Consider the following 14,764-nt stretch of genomic DNA (forward strand, 5'->3'; position numbering starts at 1 on the left):
GTGGTCGCCGATGAGTGAAACCATCACCCTCAGCACCGGCGAGGTGACGACCGTCCAGGGCGTCATCGCCACAGAGATCACCGAACTCAAGGCAGCGGTCAAGCGGGCGGAGAACAAGGCGGCCAGGCTCAAGTCTGACGAACTCGACAAGGAGCGCAGGCGTCGAGCCAACAAGAAGATCATCGACGCCGAGGAACGCGCCGAAGCTGCGGCGATCAACGGCACGCTCACCGATCGTCTGCTCGACGTTGACGGGTTCCTGGACGCAGAGCCACCCATGGCTCTGGTCAAGGACGTGCTCGACGGTGGCGGTACTTCCATGCTCATCGGGCACCGAGGCAGTTATAAGACCGCGATCGCCCTGGCCATTGCGCTCTGTATCGCGTGTGGGAAGTGGTGGGGACGCCACCAGACCACACGCGGACGGGTCCTCTACCTCGTTGGTGAAGGTGGCGGGCGCGCGTTCGGCATCCGGCTGGAGGCGTGGCTCAAGCATCACGGGGTCTCGCGCGACGAGATCCGGCCGTGGTTCCGCGGCGTCGATGGAGCGGTTCCGTTCATGTCTGACGCATGGGATGAGCTGGTCGAGGTCGCCAAGGACTACAAGCCCGCACTGATCGTCGTGGACACACTCGCACGTCATCAAGTCGGGCTAGAGGAGAACAGCAACAGCGACGCATCCGATGCCGTCGATAAGGCCGACCACCTCCGGGCGCAGACCGGCGCGGCCGTCATGGTGCTGCACCACCCGCCGAAGGGTGGCACCAGCGGACGCGGCGCATCGGCCTGGGAAGGCGCGGCCGATTCCGTGTTCCTCCTGACCAAGGATGAGCCGGTTCCCGGACAGGTCGAGATGACCACGACGAAACAGAAGCACCGACCGGAGACCGGCCGATGGGCATTCCGCATCGAGCAGGTGGAAGTCTCCGACAACGGCATCTGGCCCACCTCCATGGTCCCGGTTCACGCCGACCCGCTCGTTGTGGACAAGGCCGCGCTAGAGGCCAAGGCCGCCAAGGACGCCGCGCTCCAGGCCGAAGTGCTGGAGTACATCCGAGGCCGCGAGTCCGCCGACATGGCTCCGAACAAGTCAGAGTTTCGTGACCACTTCCAGGAGACCAAGCGACGCGAGTCAGCGCTCGACGCACTCGCCGAACTCCGCCGACGCGGAGAGGTCGAGGAGATCCCCGGCAAGGGCCGAGCAAGGGTGCTGCACGTCGTCGCCGATGCCAAGATCCTGCCGTTCTCAGCACGGAATGAGGGCACCGATGCCTGATCTATCCGCGCTCTATCCGCGCAAACATCCGCGCAACAGCCGTCCACCGTAGCGCGGATAGCCGATGCCGCTTGACCTGCAAGAACAGACCTATCCGCGCATCCGCGCTTATCCGCGTTCTATCCGCGCAACTATCCGCGCTATCCGCGCTGGGCCTGTAAGGCCCGGAGTGGTGGATAACAGCGGCGGTGGAAGACAACCAAGGAGAACAACCTCGTGAGTGACCACATCGACAACCCCATTCTGACCATCATGCTGAGGGCATTGGCCCGCGAGGCAGCTCGACAGCATCCCATCCAGATTGTGCAGACGGCATCGGGTGGGTTCGACGTGATGCTGCGCCTTGACGGCACCTACACCTACCGCGAGCACGCCGAAGGCGTCGCCGAGTTCCTCACTGACGCACTGCACGACGCCGCTCGACCTCCAGGCATCCTGTCGGCCGCCGACGCCGACGTAACACCCGGCTCAGGCATCGGAGATCTGCTCATCGCCATGGGCGAGCACCGGCAGGACTGCGACCAGTGACAACAGCACGCATCCCCGGCGTCGATATGCGTCTGCGGCATCGGGGAGATCCAGCAGCCGAGGAGGTGCTCACCCTTCGGGAGTGGTGCCTGGAGCTGGCCGACATGTTGGACGACTGGCTCGACGGCCGCGAGCGCTTGCGACAGCAGCAGGCCGGGCAACGAGAAGCAGCAGAACACCGAGCACAGACCGAACACCTACGACACCGGAGGCAACACCCGTGACCACACAACAACCCCGACGACTCGACACCGACGACATGAGGGACGCACTCGCGTACATGCGCGCCACCGTGCTCGGTGACACCGCCGGCCGAATGGCGATCGCCACCAACTGCGACCCCGCGCACATGCTCGACTGCCTAACCGCGTACGCGCTCGGGCTCGCCGAGCAGGCCGTCGAGGGCGGACCACTCGCCTGGCTCGACATGCTCACCCAGAACGTCGGCGCGCTCGACCGACTGATCGACGCTGCACGCGAGCACCGGCTCGATGAGGACGGTGACTGATGCCTCCCCGACCCTGCACCGTCTGCGGTGAGCCCCACCATGGAGCGGGCAGGTGCCCCGACTGCGCACGTGCAGCAGACGCGCGACGACCGAGGGCATCGGCGACCTCGCGCGGGTACAACGCACGCTGGGAACGTCTCAGCGCCAAGGCACGTCGGCTCCAGCCATTCTGCTCGGACTGCGGCACCCGCGAGGACCTCACGTGTGACCACTCGCCGGAGGCATGGGACCGGACCGCCCGCGGGCTGGCTGTCAGGCTCCGCGATGTCGATGTTGTGTGCCGAGGGTGCAACGCGCGACGTGGGGCCGCGAGAGGACCTCTCAGCCCCCAGGGGAGGCACCCGCTCGCCGACCCCTCCCGGACTCCGCCGGTTAGGCAAGAACGCGATCTCACACCGCTGACCTGCGGTGACCCGCGACAGTCTCAATATGTGGGACACTTGGACCGGGAGGTGAGACGGTGAAGGCAGGACCGAAGGGCTCACGCGATGAGTCGCCGCTGGCGTGGAAGACCCGCGCGAAGGGTGCTCGCCAGTTCGAGTTGTTCGCGGCGCGCTACCTCATCACGCCGAAGGGCACAGGTGCCCGGACGCCGGTGAAGGTCCGGCCGTGGCAGCGGCAACTTGTCTCGACGTTGCTCGATGACCGCGTGCCGCTGAACGTGTGGGTACTGCCACGTGGACAGGGAAAGTCAACTCTCACAGCAGGTTTGGCGTTGCATCACGTGTTCATGTCCGGCGTGGAAGGTGCCCGCGCGGTCATCGTCGCCCAGGATGAACGGTCGGCGATGAGGTTGTTGGCGACCGCTGCCCGCATGGTGAGCCTCAATCCCGAGCTGGAATCACGCGCGATGACCTACAAAGACCGCATCGTGATACCCGGATCGGACTCGCAGATCATCGCACTACCCGGTGAGGCTCACCGTGTGGAAGGCGAGGACGCATCGCTGGCGATCGTTGACGAGATCGGGTTCGTCCGACGCGACGCGTACGAGGCGACGCTCCACTCGACGGGTAAACGGGAGGGCTCGCAGCTCCTCGCGATCGGTACACCGTCACCACCATCCTGGCGCGACGTGAGTCCGCTCATGGACCTGGTACTCGACGGCCGCGCCAACCCCGACAGTGAATCGTTGCGACTGGTCGAGTTCGCCGCGCCGATCGGCTGCGACGTAGACGACGAGGAGGCATGGGCGGCGGCCAATCCTGGCCTGGATGACCTTGTGCAGCGCTCGACGTTGCGCGCGTCCCTGCCACCCAGGAGCCGCGAGAGCGAGTTCCGACGCGCTCGGTTGGGCCAGTGGGTCGAGCACGATGACTCATCGTTCCTGCCTCAAGGCCAGTGGGCATCGCTGGCCACCGGGGAGGGCATCGGCAAGGGTGCCCGCGTCGTGCTCGCGCTCGACGGCAGCCACTCGCAGGACGCGACCGCGATCGTTGTGGCGACCGTGAGCGATCGGCCTCACTTCGATGTCGGTGGGCTCTGGGAGCCGCCGGAGGGCAACGCCGACTGGCGCGTCCCGATTCTCGATGTCGAGAACCGCATCCGCGAACTCTGCCGTGAGTACCAGGTGGTCGAGATCGTCGCCGATCCGTTCCGGTGGGCTCGCACACTGCAAGTCCTGGAGGGTGAAGGGCTCCCGGTTACCGAGTTCCCCCAGAACGGACCCCGGCTCACACCGGCCACCACCGAGCTGATCCAGGCCTGCGGCAACGGTCTGGTGACACACTCAGGCAACAAGGATCTCGCGCGCCATGTGTCGAACGCGATCGTCACCGAGGACGCGCGGGGAATCCGGCTCGACAAGTCGAAACGAGGCAGCAACCGCCGCATCGACCTGGCGGCCTGTCTGGTGATGGGCCACTCACGCGCCACCTGGCGAGCACACAAGAAACCGAAACGACGCCGCGTCAGATCCTTTGCGGCATAGGAGATCACAGTGACCGAAGTAAGCAACATCGAACTCGACCGCGCGCTCGACGTACGCGCCGCGCGGCTACACCTGCTCTCGCAGTATTACGCGGGCGAGCAGCCGCTCGCGTTTCTGTCCCCCGACGCCAAGAAGGCGATCGGGCAGCGGTTCGACCGCATCGCCACCAACCTCCCCCGGCTGGCCGTGTCGGCGATCGCCGAGCGGCTGCGGGTCACCGGGTTCATCGACGCCGAGGGGAAGCGGGACACCGCGCTCTGGGAGGCGTGGACGCGCTCGGATCTCGACCAGGCCTCACCAGCAGGGCACCGGGAGGCCCTGGCGATCGGTGAGGCGGCCGTCATCGTCTGGGCCAACACCGCGGGCAAGGCGGTGGCAACCGTCGAGAGCGGCCGCCAGGTCGCCGTATACCGCGATGCTGGCAGCGGGGAAACCCTTGCAGCAGTGAAGCGTTGGACAGACCTCGCACCGGACGGCACCAAGGGAGCCACCCGATGGGTCATCTACCGGCCGGATCGGATTGAGCATCTGATCGGGGACGGTGCCCAGATCACCGGCGCGAAGATCACCAAGGTGATCGACAATCCGCTCCTCGCGGTCCCCGTCGTCGCGCTGACGAATACCGATCGCCCGCTCGACGTGTTCGGCGTCTCCGAGTTCACTGACCTCATCCCCATCGTGGACGCACTGAACAAGATCTCGGCCGACATGTTGACGGCATCGGAGTACGGCGCACGTCCCCGCCGATGGGCGACGGGGCTGGAGCTGGAGGAGCAGCCGAAGATCGGCGACAACGGGGAGCCCGTGCTCGATGACGACGGTGACCCCGTGATGGAGGTGGTCAATCCGATCTCGGAGACCTCCCGGCTCATGGTCAACGAGGCCGCTGACGGCAAGTTCGGGCAACTTCCCGGCGCGGATCTGTCGGGATATGACACCGCGGTCCGGGTCCTACTCCAGCAGGCGAGCGCAGTCTCGGGCCTGCCAGGGCACTACCTCGGGATCAACTCGACGGTCCCGGCGTCTGCGGACGCGATCCGGGCCGCCGAGGCAGCTCTCACGGCACGCGCGGAGGCACGGCAAGCGGTGTTCGGCCGCGCGTGGGAGCAGGTCGCTCGACTGATCCTCGCCGTCGAGCGCGGTGGCGAAGTCGCCGACTACTCGCCGCGCGTGCAGTGGGCGGACCCATCGACGCGCTCGGCAGCCGCCGAAGCGGACGCGGTGGTCAAGCTCCATGGAGCGGGAATCATCACGACGACCGAAGCGCGCACGCGATTGGGCATCGACAACCCCGAGCAGGGACCGGCAGATGACACCACCAGCTCGACCCCGGAGGCAGCAGCGTGACCGACGACGACAAGAAGACCCAGCAGGACCCCACCGACGAGGCTCCCGAGGCAACGGAGACCACCGGCAGCGAGAGCCCCGCCAACGCCGAAACCGGCTCGCAGAACACGGAATCCGGGGACCAATCACCCCAGGGTGACTCCGAAACTCCGGCAGCGGGCGACTCAGCGGCCAACAATTCCGAGGCATCGGCGGACACTGACGGCGCAACGGACACAACGGAATCCGGCGACACCGACACGTTCTCACGCGAGTACGTGCAGGAACTCCGACAGGAGTCGGCCGGATACCGGACCCGCGTCCGCGATCTGGAACAGCAGCTCCACCGGCTCCAGGTCGAGCAGACCGGCGCGCTCGCCGATCCGGCCGACCTGCCGTTCGACGCTGCACACCTGGAGTCCCCCGAAGCGCTCCAGGCCGCGATCGACGCGTTGCTCGCCGACAAGCCGCACCTGAAAGCACGTCGGTTTGTCGGTGACGTAGGGCAAGGTAGTCGTGGCTCCGCACCCGCGGAGGTCAACCTACTCGGCATGTTGCAGGGCCGGGTCTGACAGATGGAGAAAACCGTGGCAGACGAAGACAGCATCAGGGCGAAGTGGGAGGCAGCGGTCAAGCACGTGCTCGACAAGGCAGCCAGCGACACCGCTGGGAGCCGCGTCAAGGAGTGGGCAGAGGCATACGCGTTTCTCGCCGCCAACCCCGCGCGTTACGACGACTGACAGGACAACGGACGTGTCGAACGACAACATCAACCCGGACTACGAGGAAGTCAGCAACTCGCAGATCCTGGATGAACTGCGACAGATCAACGAGAACCTCAACGGGCTCTACGAACTCCTGCACGACGGGCTGATCCTCCCTTTCAAGGACGACCACGCCAAGGCGCTCAAGGCGCTCGGCGCGATCAAGGATCACACTGACGGCATCGAGGCGAACACCTCGCGCATCGAGTGACCTCATCGTTGCCGACACCGGGCCTCATCTCATATAGTGGGATGAGGCCCGGTGCCGTTTCTGCTCGACCGCTGAGTGAGCCAGGTGCTCCAATCGCGTGAATCCTGTTCCATCACTTCACCATTGGAGAATCCCGTGGCAACCGAAACCACCACCACCAATCCGACTCTGCTCCAGGAGCAGGTCGCCAGCCTCCTGGTCCAGCCCTTGGAGGCCCAGTCCGTCGTCCTGGCCAGCTCGCCGAAGATCTTCGACACCTCCAGCCCGCTGCGCATCCCGCGACTCACCTCCGGCGCATCGGTCGGATTCGTCGCCGAGGGTGCCCAGATCCCCGAGGGCGACGTGTCGTTCGATGAGGTCAAGCTCCTGCCGTCCGATCTCAAGTCGCTCAAGGTCATCGTCCGGTTCACCAACGAACTGATCCGGCAGAGCGTGATCGGCCTGGACGCGGTGCTCAAGACCCGTCTGGTGACCGATGTCGCCAACGCGCTCGACACCGCGCTCCTGTCGGGTACCGGGGCCACCAAGACCATCAAGGGCATCGTCAATCAGGCGGGAGTCCAGACCGGCGTGCTCGACGCCGACAACCCGGACAGCTACCTGGACGCGATCGCCAAGGCGCACGCGGCCGAGGTGACCCCCAACCGATGGTTCATCAACTCGCAGGACTTCATCGCGCTGCGCAAGGCCAAGGACTCGCAGGGCCGCTACCTCCTGGAGACCGACCTCACCGCCGATGCCGTCTATCGACTGTTCGGCATCCAGGTGACGCCGACCAACAAGCTGGCCACCGGCAAGGCGATCCTGCTCGACACCAACCAGGTGGCGATCGCCCGCGATCTCGCACCCTCGGTCACCCTGCTCCCCGAGCTGTACGCGGCGACCGACGAGACCGCGATCCGCGTCGTCGCGCGGTTCGATCTCGGGCTCCTGCACCCCGAAGGTGTCGTCGTCCTCACTGCGGCCTGACGGTCCCACAATCGTGGTCCGGGGCTTGGGTTTCGTCACGGTTTCCCAAGTCTCGGGCCGCTTCACCAGGAGGCCGACATGGCAGTAACACCAACGGATCTCGTTAAGTGGCTCGGGGAGCCGACCACCGACACCGACCTCATGGCCCAGGCTGGCCAGGCGATCACCATGGCGTCGGCCATGTGCGACGCCTACACCCGCGGGCAGCACGTCAAGGCCGATGGGATCACCACCCGTCCCGGCGTCGATGCCGTGGTTCAAATGGCAGCAGCGCGAATGCTCGCCAACCCCGAAGGTCTGCGGTACTCGACCGGCGTCGTGACGTTCAATCAGGCATTCGAGGGCTTCACCCTCGCCGAGCGCATCGTCCTGGACCGCTACCGACGCAAGGCGGCCTGACCGTGCCCAGGTTGCCACTCAAGGACTCAGTGACGCTCAAGATCGGTGGCGGACGCGATGAGAACGATGATCCCATCCCGGTGCAGAACATCCCGATCCGCGCATCGGTCACGCCGATCTCCGGGGACCAGCAAGCCCAGCGCGGCCGATCGACCACGCTCACGACGTACCGGCTCACCGTGACAGATCCGCGCATCGAGCAGGTGACCACCGTCATCTGGCGAGCGCAGACGTACACGCTGGAAGGGCGAGCGATGCCCTACCGCATCGGCAGCGGCAACACCCCGCACCACTACGAGGTGATGATGTCGCTCGGGTCCGGCTGAGATACTGGTCCCACAATCGAATACGCGGAGGCCGGAAGGTTCCCGCACCACGCTGACAGAGGCCCCAGATCCGAAGATCCGGGGCCTCTGTCATGTGCTGATTGGGCACGTAGTGGGCACGGTGACCCTGATTCAGCGTGTTTACGCTGGTCAATCTGTCGGGCTGACAGGATTTGAACCTGCGACCACTTGACCCCCAGTCAAGTGCGCTACCAAACTGCGCCACAGCCCGTTGCCCTCTCGCGAGGGCCTCGACAACATTAGCCGACGGCGGCCGTTCGAGGCTAATCGCCTGGTCACGGCCGCGCCGACGGTTCTGCTAGGAGACCGTGGAGCGCTTCCGGTACCAGATCCAGCCACCGGTCACGATGAGTGCGCCGACCAACGATCCGATGATTCCACTCGGACGCAACGACAGTCCGTCACCCGAGAGCAGGCTGATCAACAGTCCGCCGACGAACGAGCCGACCAGGCCCGCGACGATGGCCAAGGTCCAGTCGATGTTCCACATGTTCTTGCCACCGATGATCAGCTGCGCGAGGGCGCCGATAACCATCCCGAATACGATGATCGCCAAGATAAGCACGCATGGGAGTATGTCACGACTTCGGGCGGGACTCGCTGTCTGGGGCGGTCAACGCTTCCGGCGGTCTCGCTTGTCGCGCACGCGCACGTTGATCCGGACCGGCGAGCCGTCGAAGTTGAATTCCTCGCGGAGACGACGCTCCAGGAAGCGGCGGTAGCCCGCCTCCAGGAATCCGGTCGTGAACAGCACGAACGTCGGCGGTCGCACCGATGCCTGGGTCGCGAACATCACACGCGGCTGCCGTCCTCCGCGAAGAGGAGGCGGATTCGACGCGATGACGTCTTTGAGCCAGTTGTTGAGCTGGCCGGTGGAAATGCGCTTGTCCCACGACTCCAGCGCACCTTCGAGGGCAGGCACCAACTTCTGGACCGCACGTCCGGTCATCGCCGAGATGTTCACACGCCGTGCCCACGGCACGCGCGCGAGTTCGCGGTCGATCTCCTTGTCGAGCTGGTAGCGACGATCCTCGTCGACCAGGTCCCACTTGTTGAACGCGATCACCAAGGCACGTCCGGTCTCGATGATCAGCGACAGCACGCGTAGGTCCTGCTCGGTGATCGGCTCCGACGCGTCGATCAGCAGGATCGCGACCTCGGCGGCTTCCAGCGCCGACCTCGTGCGCAGCGACGCGTAGTACTCGTGTCCGCTGGCGGTGTGCACCTTGCGGCGCAAGCCCGCGGTGTCGACGAACAGCCACGGCCGTCCGTCGAGTTCGACGAGCTCGTCGACGGGATCGACGGTGGTGCCGGCGACATTGTCGACGACCGAGCGGTCGGAACCCGCGAGCTTGTTGAGCAGCGAGCTCTTCCCGACGTTGGGCTTACCGACCAACGCCACGCGACGGGGACCGCCGAACGCAGGCGCCGCATCCCGCGGGGTCTCGGGCATCTTCTCCAGGATCACGTCGAGGAGATCGCCCGCTCCCCTGCCGTGCGCGGCAGAAACCGTATGCGGTTCACCGAGTCCCAGCGACCACAGCGACGCAGCTTCGGCCTCGAGCTTCTCGCTGTCGACCTTGTTGGCGACGAGGATGACCGGCGTCTTCGACCGTCGAAGCACGCGGGCGACGGCCTCGTCGGTCGCGGTGGCACCGACAGTGGCGTCGACGACGACCACGATGACGTCTGCGGTCTCCATGGCCGATTCGGCTTGTTTCGCGACGGCCTGTTGCAGGCCCTTGGCGTCGGGTTCCCATCCGCCCGTATCGACGACGGTGAAGCGGTGCCCCGACCACGACGCCGAGTACGACACGCGGTCGCGGGTGACGCCGGGGATGTCTTCGACGACGGCCTCACGGCGGCCGAGGATGCGGTTGACCAACGTCGACTTGCCCACGTTGGGACGGCCGACGATCGCGACGACGGGGAGTCGTTCGGGTTCGCCGCCCTCCTCGCCGAGGTCGAATTCGCTCAGCTCCCAGTCGGTTTCGTCCGACCAGATACCGTCGCCTGGTTGGGCTGTTACGTCGGTAGTGATGAAGTCATCGTGCTCGGTCACACGGCACCTCCGGTTCGTGTCTGGACCAGTCCGGCGAGTTTGTCGAGAACCTGCTCGAGTGACAGGTCGCTGGTGTCGACGATGACCGCGTCGTCTGCGGGTCGCAGTGGCGATACGGTGCGCGTCGAGTCGAGATGATCACGGCGGTTCACACCCTCGAGAACCTGCTCGAAATCGCTGTCACGACCGGCGGAAAGGTTCTGCCGATGTCGTCGTAGTGCTCGCGCTTCGGGCGTCGCGGTGAGATAGATCTTGACCTGCGCGTCGGGAAAGACGACGGTCCCGATGTCTCGGCCCTCGACGACGACGAAGTCGTCGACGGCGTGAATCCGTTGCAGCGCAACCATCTTCGACCGGACGGCGGGCACGGCTGAGACCGCGGAGACCGCGTTGGTCACCTCGTCGGTGCGAATGGGCGCCGAGACGTCCTCACCGTCGAGGAACACCCGTGATCCACCCGATCCGTCTGCACGCAGTTCGATCCGCGCGTCGTCGACGACCGCGGCGATCGAGTCGGGAGCATCAGGCGAGACACCTGCTCGCTGTACAGCGAGCGTCGCGGCACGGTACATGGCCCCGGTGTCGAGGTAGTGCGCACCGACCCGCTGCGCGAGAAGCTTTGAGACAGTGGACTTTCCGGTCCCCGCGGGTCCGTCGATCGCGATCACGCGCGAGGACGTGACGGACTCGCTCACATCCCCACCGCCTTGTACAGCGCACCGACCTCGTCGCGTCCGAGCACTCGCAGCGTTCCTGGACGCTGCTCGCCGAGTGCCACGTTGCCGATGTGGGTGCGCACCAGCGAGGTCACCGGGAACCCGACGGATTCCATGAGTCGACGCACGATCCGATTACGGCCCTCGTGCAGAGTGATCCGCACCAGCGACTGTCCCTCGTTGACGTCCATCACGGTGAATCCGTCGACGGACACCGGACCGTCGTCGAGTTCGATGCCGTCGCGCAGCGTGCGCGAGAGCCCACGAGGAACCTCGCCCTTGACCGTCGCGAGGTAGGTCTTGGGCACCTCGTAGGAGGGGTGCATCAGCCGATGGGCGAGTTCGCCGTCGTTGGTCAGCAGCAACAAGCCCTCGGTCTCGGCGTCGAGCCGGCCGACGTGGAAGAGGCGCTGACCCGCCATGACGCGTTCGGCCACGATGTCGCCGACGCAGGGGCGGCCCTGGTCGTCGGCCATCGTCGACTGCCAGCCCTTGGGCTTGTTCAGCGCGAGGTACTGCTTGGTCTCGTCGATGATGACGCGGGCACCGTCGACGCGGATGACCGCGGTGTCGGGGTCGATGCGCAGCCCCTGCTCGGTCACGACCTCGCCGTCGACCTCGACGCGACCGGCGGCGATCATCTCCTCCGCGCCGCGTCGCGATGCAACGCCTGCCTGTGCGAGGACCTTCTGAAGTCGGACGCCGTCGTCGACGTAGGTGGCGTGGCCACTCTCGTCGGAGCCGCCCTGGTGGCGTGCTGGTCGCGCGTTGTTCAGCCTGATGCGCCCTGCCTCGACGTCGGGCGTCGAACGGCCTTTGCGATGCCTCTTCTTTGTGCTGGGCTGCTGGCCCTTATACCCATGCCCCTTACCGCCCGCGGGGATGCTGCGACCGCTCGCGGACTTGCCCGACGCGCCGCGCCCGGCTGCCCCACCTGCGGAGCGCTGCCCGCGGGGGTTGTCATTGGAGCTGTTCTTTCGGTTGGTGCGACCCGCATTGTTCTTCCTGCGGTCGCCCGGTGTGCCGTCACGGCTAGCGGATGCCATATGTCATTCCTGGTCGTCGATTGTGGTTCCCGACGAGGCGTCGGGTGTGTCGTCTCCCTTTGAGTCTGAACGCCCACTACTCAGTTTGGCGAATCGCGGGTCAGACAGGAGCTCTTCGTCGAGGTCGTCAATGAGGTCGACGTCGGGCAGCAGCGGGGCCAAATCGGGTAGTTCACTCAACGACGCGAGCCCCAGACGCTCGAGGAACAGCTCGGTTGTCCCGTAGGTCGTGGCACCAGACGCGGTATCGGACCCGACCTCGTTGATGAGTCCTCGGGCGACGAGTGTGCGGACGACGCCGTCGACGTTCACACCTCGGATCGCGCTGACGCGCGCCCTGCTCACGGGCTGTCGATACGCGATGACGGCGAGCGTCTCCAAGGCTGCTCGGGTCAGTTTCGAACGCGCCCCGTCGAGGAGGAGACGCTCGACGTACGGCGCGTACTCGGCTCGTGTATAGAACCGCCAACCATCACCGGCGAATCGAAGGTCGATGCCGCTGCGCGCTTCGGTCAGGTCAGCCGCCATCTGGGTGAGCGTCGAATGCACGCGTGCGCGATTGTCGCCGACCGCCGAGGCGAGTTCGTCGGCGGTCACCGGCGTGTCGACGACGAGCAGCACGGCTTCGAGCGCCGCACGCAGGCGGGCGTCGTCGAGAACTGGTTCGGAGTCTGCCTCGTCGACGACCATGTCGCCGACGTCGAGTGCCGTCTGCTCGGGTGCAACGCTCTCGGGCGAGTCGGCGTCGGGGCCGCCTGAATTCTCGTCGATGTCGGTCATTCGTAGTCCTCTGCTTTCTCCATGCGTAGTTCGTCGCGGTCGCGTTCGCCTGTCCACGACACCTGGAGTTCTTCGAGTGCCTCCGGCTGCTCGAAAGTGACCGCACGCTCACGGAAGAGTTCGAGCAGTCCGAGGAAGCTGCCGACGACCTCAAGTCCGTTCTCACAGTCGGCCACGAGCGCGCGGAAGGTCAGCCACTCGCCGGGCTTGGCAGCCAGCAGCGCGGCCATGCGTCGAGCCTGCCCGGGCACCGACACCTTGTGCATGTCGTGAAGGTGATCGAGACCGACTGTCGGGATAGGTCGCGGGGTCAACGCCGCGACGGCAACCTCGGCGAACCCGTTCGCGTCGACGCCGAGTGTCACCTCTGGCAGCAGGTCGGTGAACTGCTGCTCCAACGACACCGCGCGCGGATACCGCTGCAGTGCCGCGGCTTCGAGTTCGCCGAAGAGTGCGGCCACCTGCTTGTACGCGCGGTACTGCAGGAGTCGCGCGAAGAGCAGGTCACGCGCTTCGAGCAGCGCGAGATCCTCCGGGTCGTCGACCTCTCCGGTCGGCAACAACCTCGCCGCCTTGAGATCGAGCAAGGTCGCTGCGATGACCAGGAATTCGGTCGTCTGCTCGAGCCCGAGCTCGGAACCCATCTCCCGCGTGTACGCGATGAACTCGTCGGTCACCGCGTGCAGCGCGACCTCTGTGACGTCGAGACGGTGCTGGCTGATCAGGTTCAGCAGCAGATCGAACGGACCCTCGAAGTTGGCGAGCTTGACCCGAAAGCCCTGCTCCTCGGCCTCCGTCGCCCCCGCCTCCGTGGTGCCTGCCTCTGGGGTTCCTACCTCTGGGGCCTCGACGTCGGCGGTGCCGGCCTCCGAGTTGGCAATCTCAGCGGCGTCGGCCTCAGCGGTGCCGGTCTCGGTCATGCCTGCTTGACGTTGCGCGCGATGACCTCGCGTGCCAACGCGCGATACGCCTTGGCGCCCGCGGACTTCGGTGCCCACGACGTGATCGGTTCACCTGCGACGCTGGTTTCCGGGAAGCGCACGGTACGCGCGATGACGGTGTCGTACACGGCGTCGCCGAAGACCTCGACGACGCGAGCCATGACCTCGCGGGAGTGCAGGGTTCTGGCGTCGAACATCGTGACGAGGATGCCGCCGAGGGTGAGACGGAAGTTGAGTCGGTCGCGCACCTTCTCGATCGTGTCGGTGAGCAGCGCCAGACCGCGCAGACTGAAGTACTCGCATTCCATCGGGATGATCACGGTGTCGGCGCAGGCAAGGGCGTTGACGGTGAGCAATCCGAGCGACGGCTGGCAGTCGATCAGCACGACGTCGTAGCGGTCGAGGACGGGGTGCAACGCCCTACCGAGTGCCTGTTCGCGTCCGACCTCGCTGACGAGTTGGATCTCGGCGGCAGACAGATCGATGTTCGACGGCAAGAGGTCGAGGTTCTCGACGCGCGTACGCATGAGCACATCCTCGATGGAGGCGTGCGGTGGGACCAGCAGGTTGTAGACGGTCTCGTCGAGTTTGTGATGCGGCACGCCGAGGCCCGCAGACAACGCACCCTGCGGATCGAGGTCGACCAGCAGTACGCGTCGCCCGTACTCGGCAAGTGCGGCACCCAGGTTGATCGTCGACGTCGTCTTACCCACGCCGCCCTTCTGATTGCACACGGCAATGACGGTCGCGGGTCCGTGTCGGTCGAGCGGCGCAGGCGTCGGAACGTCGCGGTAGGGACGCCCGGTCGGGCCGATCTCGTCGTCGGGATGATCGCCCTCGTCGATGTCGATGCCGGACATCACATGAAGTCGGTACTGATCGTCGGCATGACCTCCCGACCGCGGTGTACTCGGTGTGCTCACGTACCCGCCTTTCTCACTGATCACGTATCGACGCCGCT

19 protein-coding genes and 1 tRNA gene are annotated in these 14,764 nt (G+C 65.9%); 12 read left to right on the plus strand and 8 right to left on the minus strand.

The features are described 5' to 3' along the window. Positions 1-10: 10 nt before the first annotated feature. The 12 genes from RND64_RS12280 to RND64_RS12335 all read left to right on the plus strand — a co-directional run bounded on the left by RND64_RS12280 (position 11) and on the right by RND64_RS12335 (position 8,237). Positions 11-1,276, plus strand: coding sequence for an AAA family ATPase (locus tag RND64_RS12280; protein ID WP_049700725.1), 1,266 nt, complete (start codon positions 11-13; stop codon positions 1,274-1,276). A 216-nt stretch (positions 1,277-1,492) separates the two neighbouring features. Beyond that, on the plus strand, positions 1,493-1,804 hold the full coding sequence (locus RND64_RS12285) for a hypothetical protein (RefSeq protein WP_049700726.1): 312 nt from the start codon (positions 1,493-1,495) through the stop codon (positions 1,802-1,804). After that, positions 1,801-2,028 (plus strand): hypothetical protein, encoded by a 228-nt coding sequence (locus RND64_RS12290; RefSeq protein WP_049700727.1) that lies wholly within the window; start codon positions 1,801-1,803, stop codon positions 2,026-2,028. The genes RND64_RS12285 and RND64_RS12290 overlap by 4 nt, the downstream gene beginning before the upstream one ends. Further along, complete coding sequence (locus tag RND64_RS12295) at positions 2,025-2,312, plus strand: hypothetical protein (RefSeq protein ID WP_049700728.1); 288 nt, start codon at positions 2,025-2,027, stop codon at positions 2,310-2,312. The genes RND64_RS12290 and RND64_RS12295 overlap by 4 nt, the downstream gene beginning before the upstream one ends. Before the next feature lie 460 nt (positions 2,313-2,772). After that, positions 2,773-4,242: a terminase TerL endonuclease subunit gene (locus RND64_RS12300; RefSeq protein ID WP_049700729.1), complete on the plus strand. Its 1,470-nt coding sequence runs from the start codon at positions 2,773-2,775 to the stop codon at positions 4,240-4,242. Between the two features lie 9 nt (positions 4,243-4,251). Further along, the gene (locus tag RND64_RS12305) at positions 4,252-5,589 is read left to right on the plus strand and encodes a phage portal protein (RefSeq protein ID WP_049700730.1); all 1,338 of its coding nucleotides are present in this window, start codon (positions 4,252-4,254) and stop codon (positions 5,587-5,589) included. Continuing rightward, positions 5,586-6,140, plus strand: a complete 555-nt coding sequence (locus RND64_RS12310) for a hypothetical protein (protein WP_200903293.1) — start codon at positions 5,586-5,588, stop codon at positions 6,138-6,140. The genes RND64_RS12305 and RND64_RS12310 overlap by 4 nt, the downstream gene beginning before the upstream one ends. 15 nt (positions 6,141-6,155) lie before the next feature. Further along, entirely contained in the window at positions 6,156-6,308 is a 153-nt protein-coding gene (locus RND64_RS12315) for a hypothetical protein (RefSeq protein WP_160318058.1), read from the plus strand. A gap of 13 nt (positions 6,309-6,321) precedes the next feature. After that, positions 6,322-6,543 carry a hypothetical protein gene (locus tag RND64_RS12320; protein ID WP_049700731.1) on the plus strand — a complete coding sequence of 74 codons (222 nt, stop codon included), beginning with the start codon at positions 6,322-6,324 and terminating at the stop codon, positions 6,541-6,543. A 135-nt stretch (positions 6,544-6,678) separates the two neighbouring features. Beyond that, on the plus strand, positions 6,679-7,512 hold the full coding sequence (locus RND64_RS12325) for a phage major capsid protein (protein WP_049700732.1): 834 nt from the start codon (positions 6,679-6,681) through the stop codon (positions 7,510-7,512). A gap of 78 nt (positions 7,513-7,590) precedes the next feature. Further along, positions 7,591-7,911, plus strand: a complete 321-nt coding sequence (locus tag RND64_RS12330) for a hypothetical protein (protein ID WP_083444471.1) — start codon at positions 7,591-7,593, stop codon at positions 7,909-7,911. Positions 7,912-7,913: 2 nt separating this feature from the next. Continuing rightward, complete coding sequence (locus RND64_RS12335; RefSeq protein WP_049700734.1) at positions 7,914-8,237, plus strand: hypothetical protein; 324 nt, start codon at positions 7,914-7,916, stop codon at positions 8,235-8,237. Between the two features lie 158 nt (positions 8,238-8,395). On the opposite strand, the gene RND64_RS12340 is transcribed toward RND64_RS12335, so the two are convergent. The 8 genes from RND64_RS12340 to RND64_RS12375 all read right to left on the minus strand — a co-directional run bounded on the left by RND64_RS12340 (position 8,396) and on the right by RND64_RS12375 (position 14,726). After that, positions 8,396-8,469: transfer RNA gene (locus RND64_RS12340), tRNA-Pro, on the minus strand. Between the two features lie 87 nt (positions 8,470-8,556). Beyond that, positions 8,557-8,823 carry a GlsB/YeaQ/YmgE family stress response membrane protein gene (locus RND64_RS12345; RefSeq protein ID WP_049700735.1) on the minus strand — a complete coding sequence of 89 codons (267 nt, stop codon included), beginning with the start codon at positions 8,821-8,823 and terminating at the stop codon, positions 8,557-8,559. Positions 8,824-8,871: 48 nt separating this feature from the next. Beyond that, on the minus strand, positions 8,872-10,320 hold the full coding sequence (gene der, locus RND64_RS12350) for a ribosome biogenesis GTPase Der (RefSeq protein WP_005206958.1): 1,449 nt from the start codon (positions 10,318-10,320) through the stop codon (positions 8,872-8,874). After that, on the minus strand, positions 10,317-11,015 hold the full coding sequence (gene cmk, locus RND64_RS12355) for a (d)CMP kinase (protein WP_049700736.1): 699 nt from the start codon (positions 11,013-11,015) through the stop codon (positions 10,317-10,319). Before cmk ends, der begins: the two co-directional genes overlap by 4 nt. After that, positions 11,012-12,082 (minus strand): pseudouridine synthase, encoded by a 1,071-nt coding sequence (locus tag RND64_RS12360; protein ID WP_049700737.1) that lies wholly within the window; start codon positions 12,080-12,082, stop codon positions 11,012-11,014. The genes cmk and RND64_RS12360 overlap by 4 nt, the downstream gene beginning before the upstream one ends. Before the next feature lie 3 nt (positions 12,083-12,085). Next, entirely contained in the window at positions 12,086-12,862 is a 777-nt protein-coding gene (gene scpB, locus RND64_RS12365) for an SMC-Scp complex subunit ScpB (RefSeq protein ID WP_049700738.1), read from the minus strand. Beyond that, positions 12,859-13,782: a segregation and condensation protein A gene (locus RND64_RS12370; RefSeq protein ID WP_049700739.1), complete on the minus strand. Its 924-nt coding sequence runs from the start codon at positions 13,780-13,782 to the stop codon at positions 12,859-12,861. Before RND64_RS12370 ends, scpB begins: the two co-directional genes overlap by 4 nt. Continuing rightward, positions 13,779-14,726: a ParA family protein gene (locus RND64_RS12375; protein WP_049700768.1), complete on the minus strand. Its 948-nt coding sequence runs from the start codon at positions 14,724-14,726 to the stop codon at positions 13,779-13,781. The genes RND64_RS12370 and RND64_RS12375 overlap by 4 nt, the downstream gene beginning before the upstream one ends. Between the last annotated feature and the right edge of the window lie 38 nt (positions 14,727-14,764).

Origin of the sequence: Gordonia sp. w5E2 (assembly GCF_036540975.1) — a bacterium.
In the GTDB taxonomy this organism is placed as follows: Bacteria; Actinomycetota; Actinomycetes; order Mycobacteriales; family Mycobacteriaceae; genus Gordonia; species Gordonia jacobaea.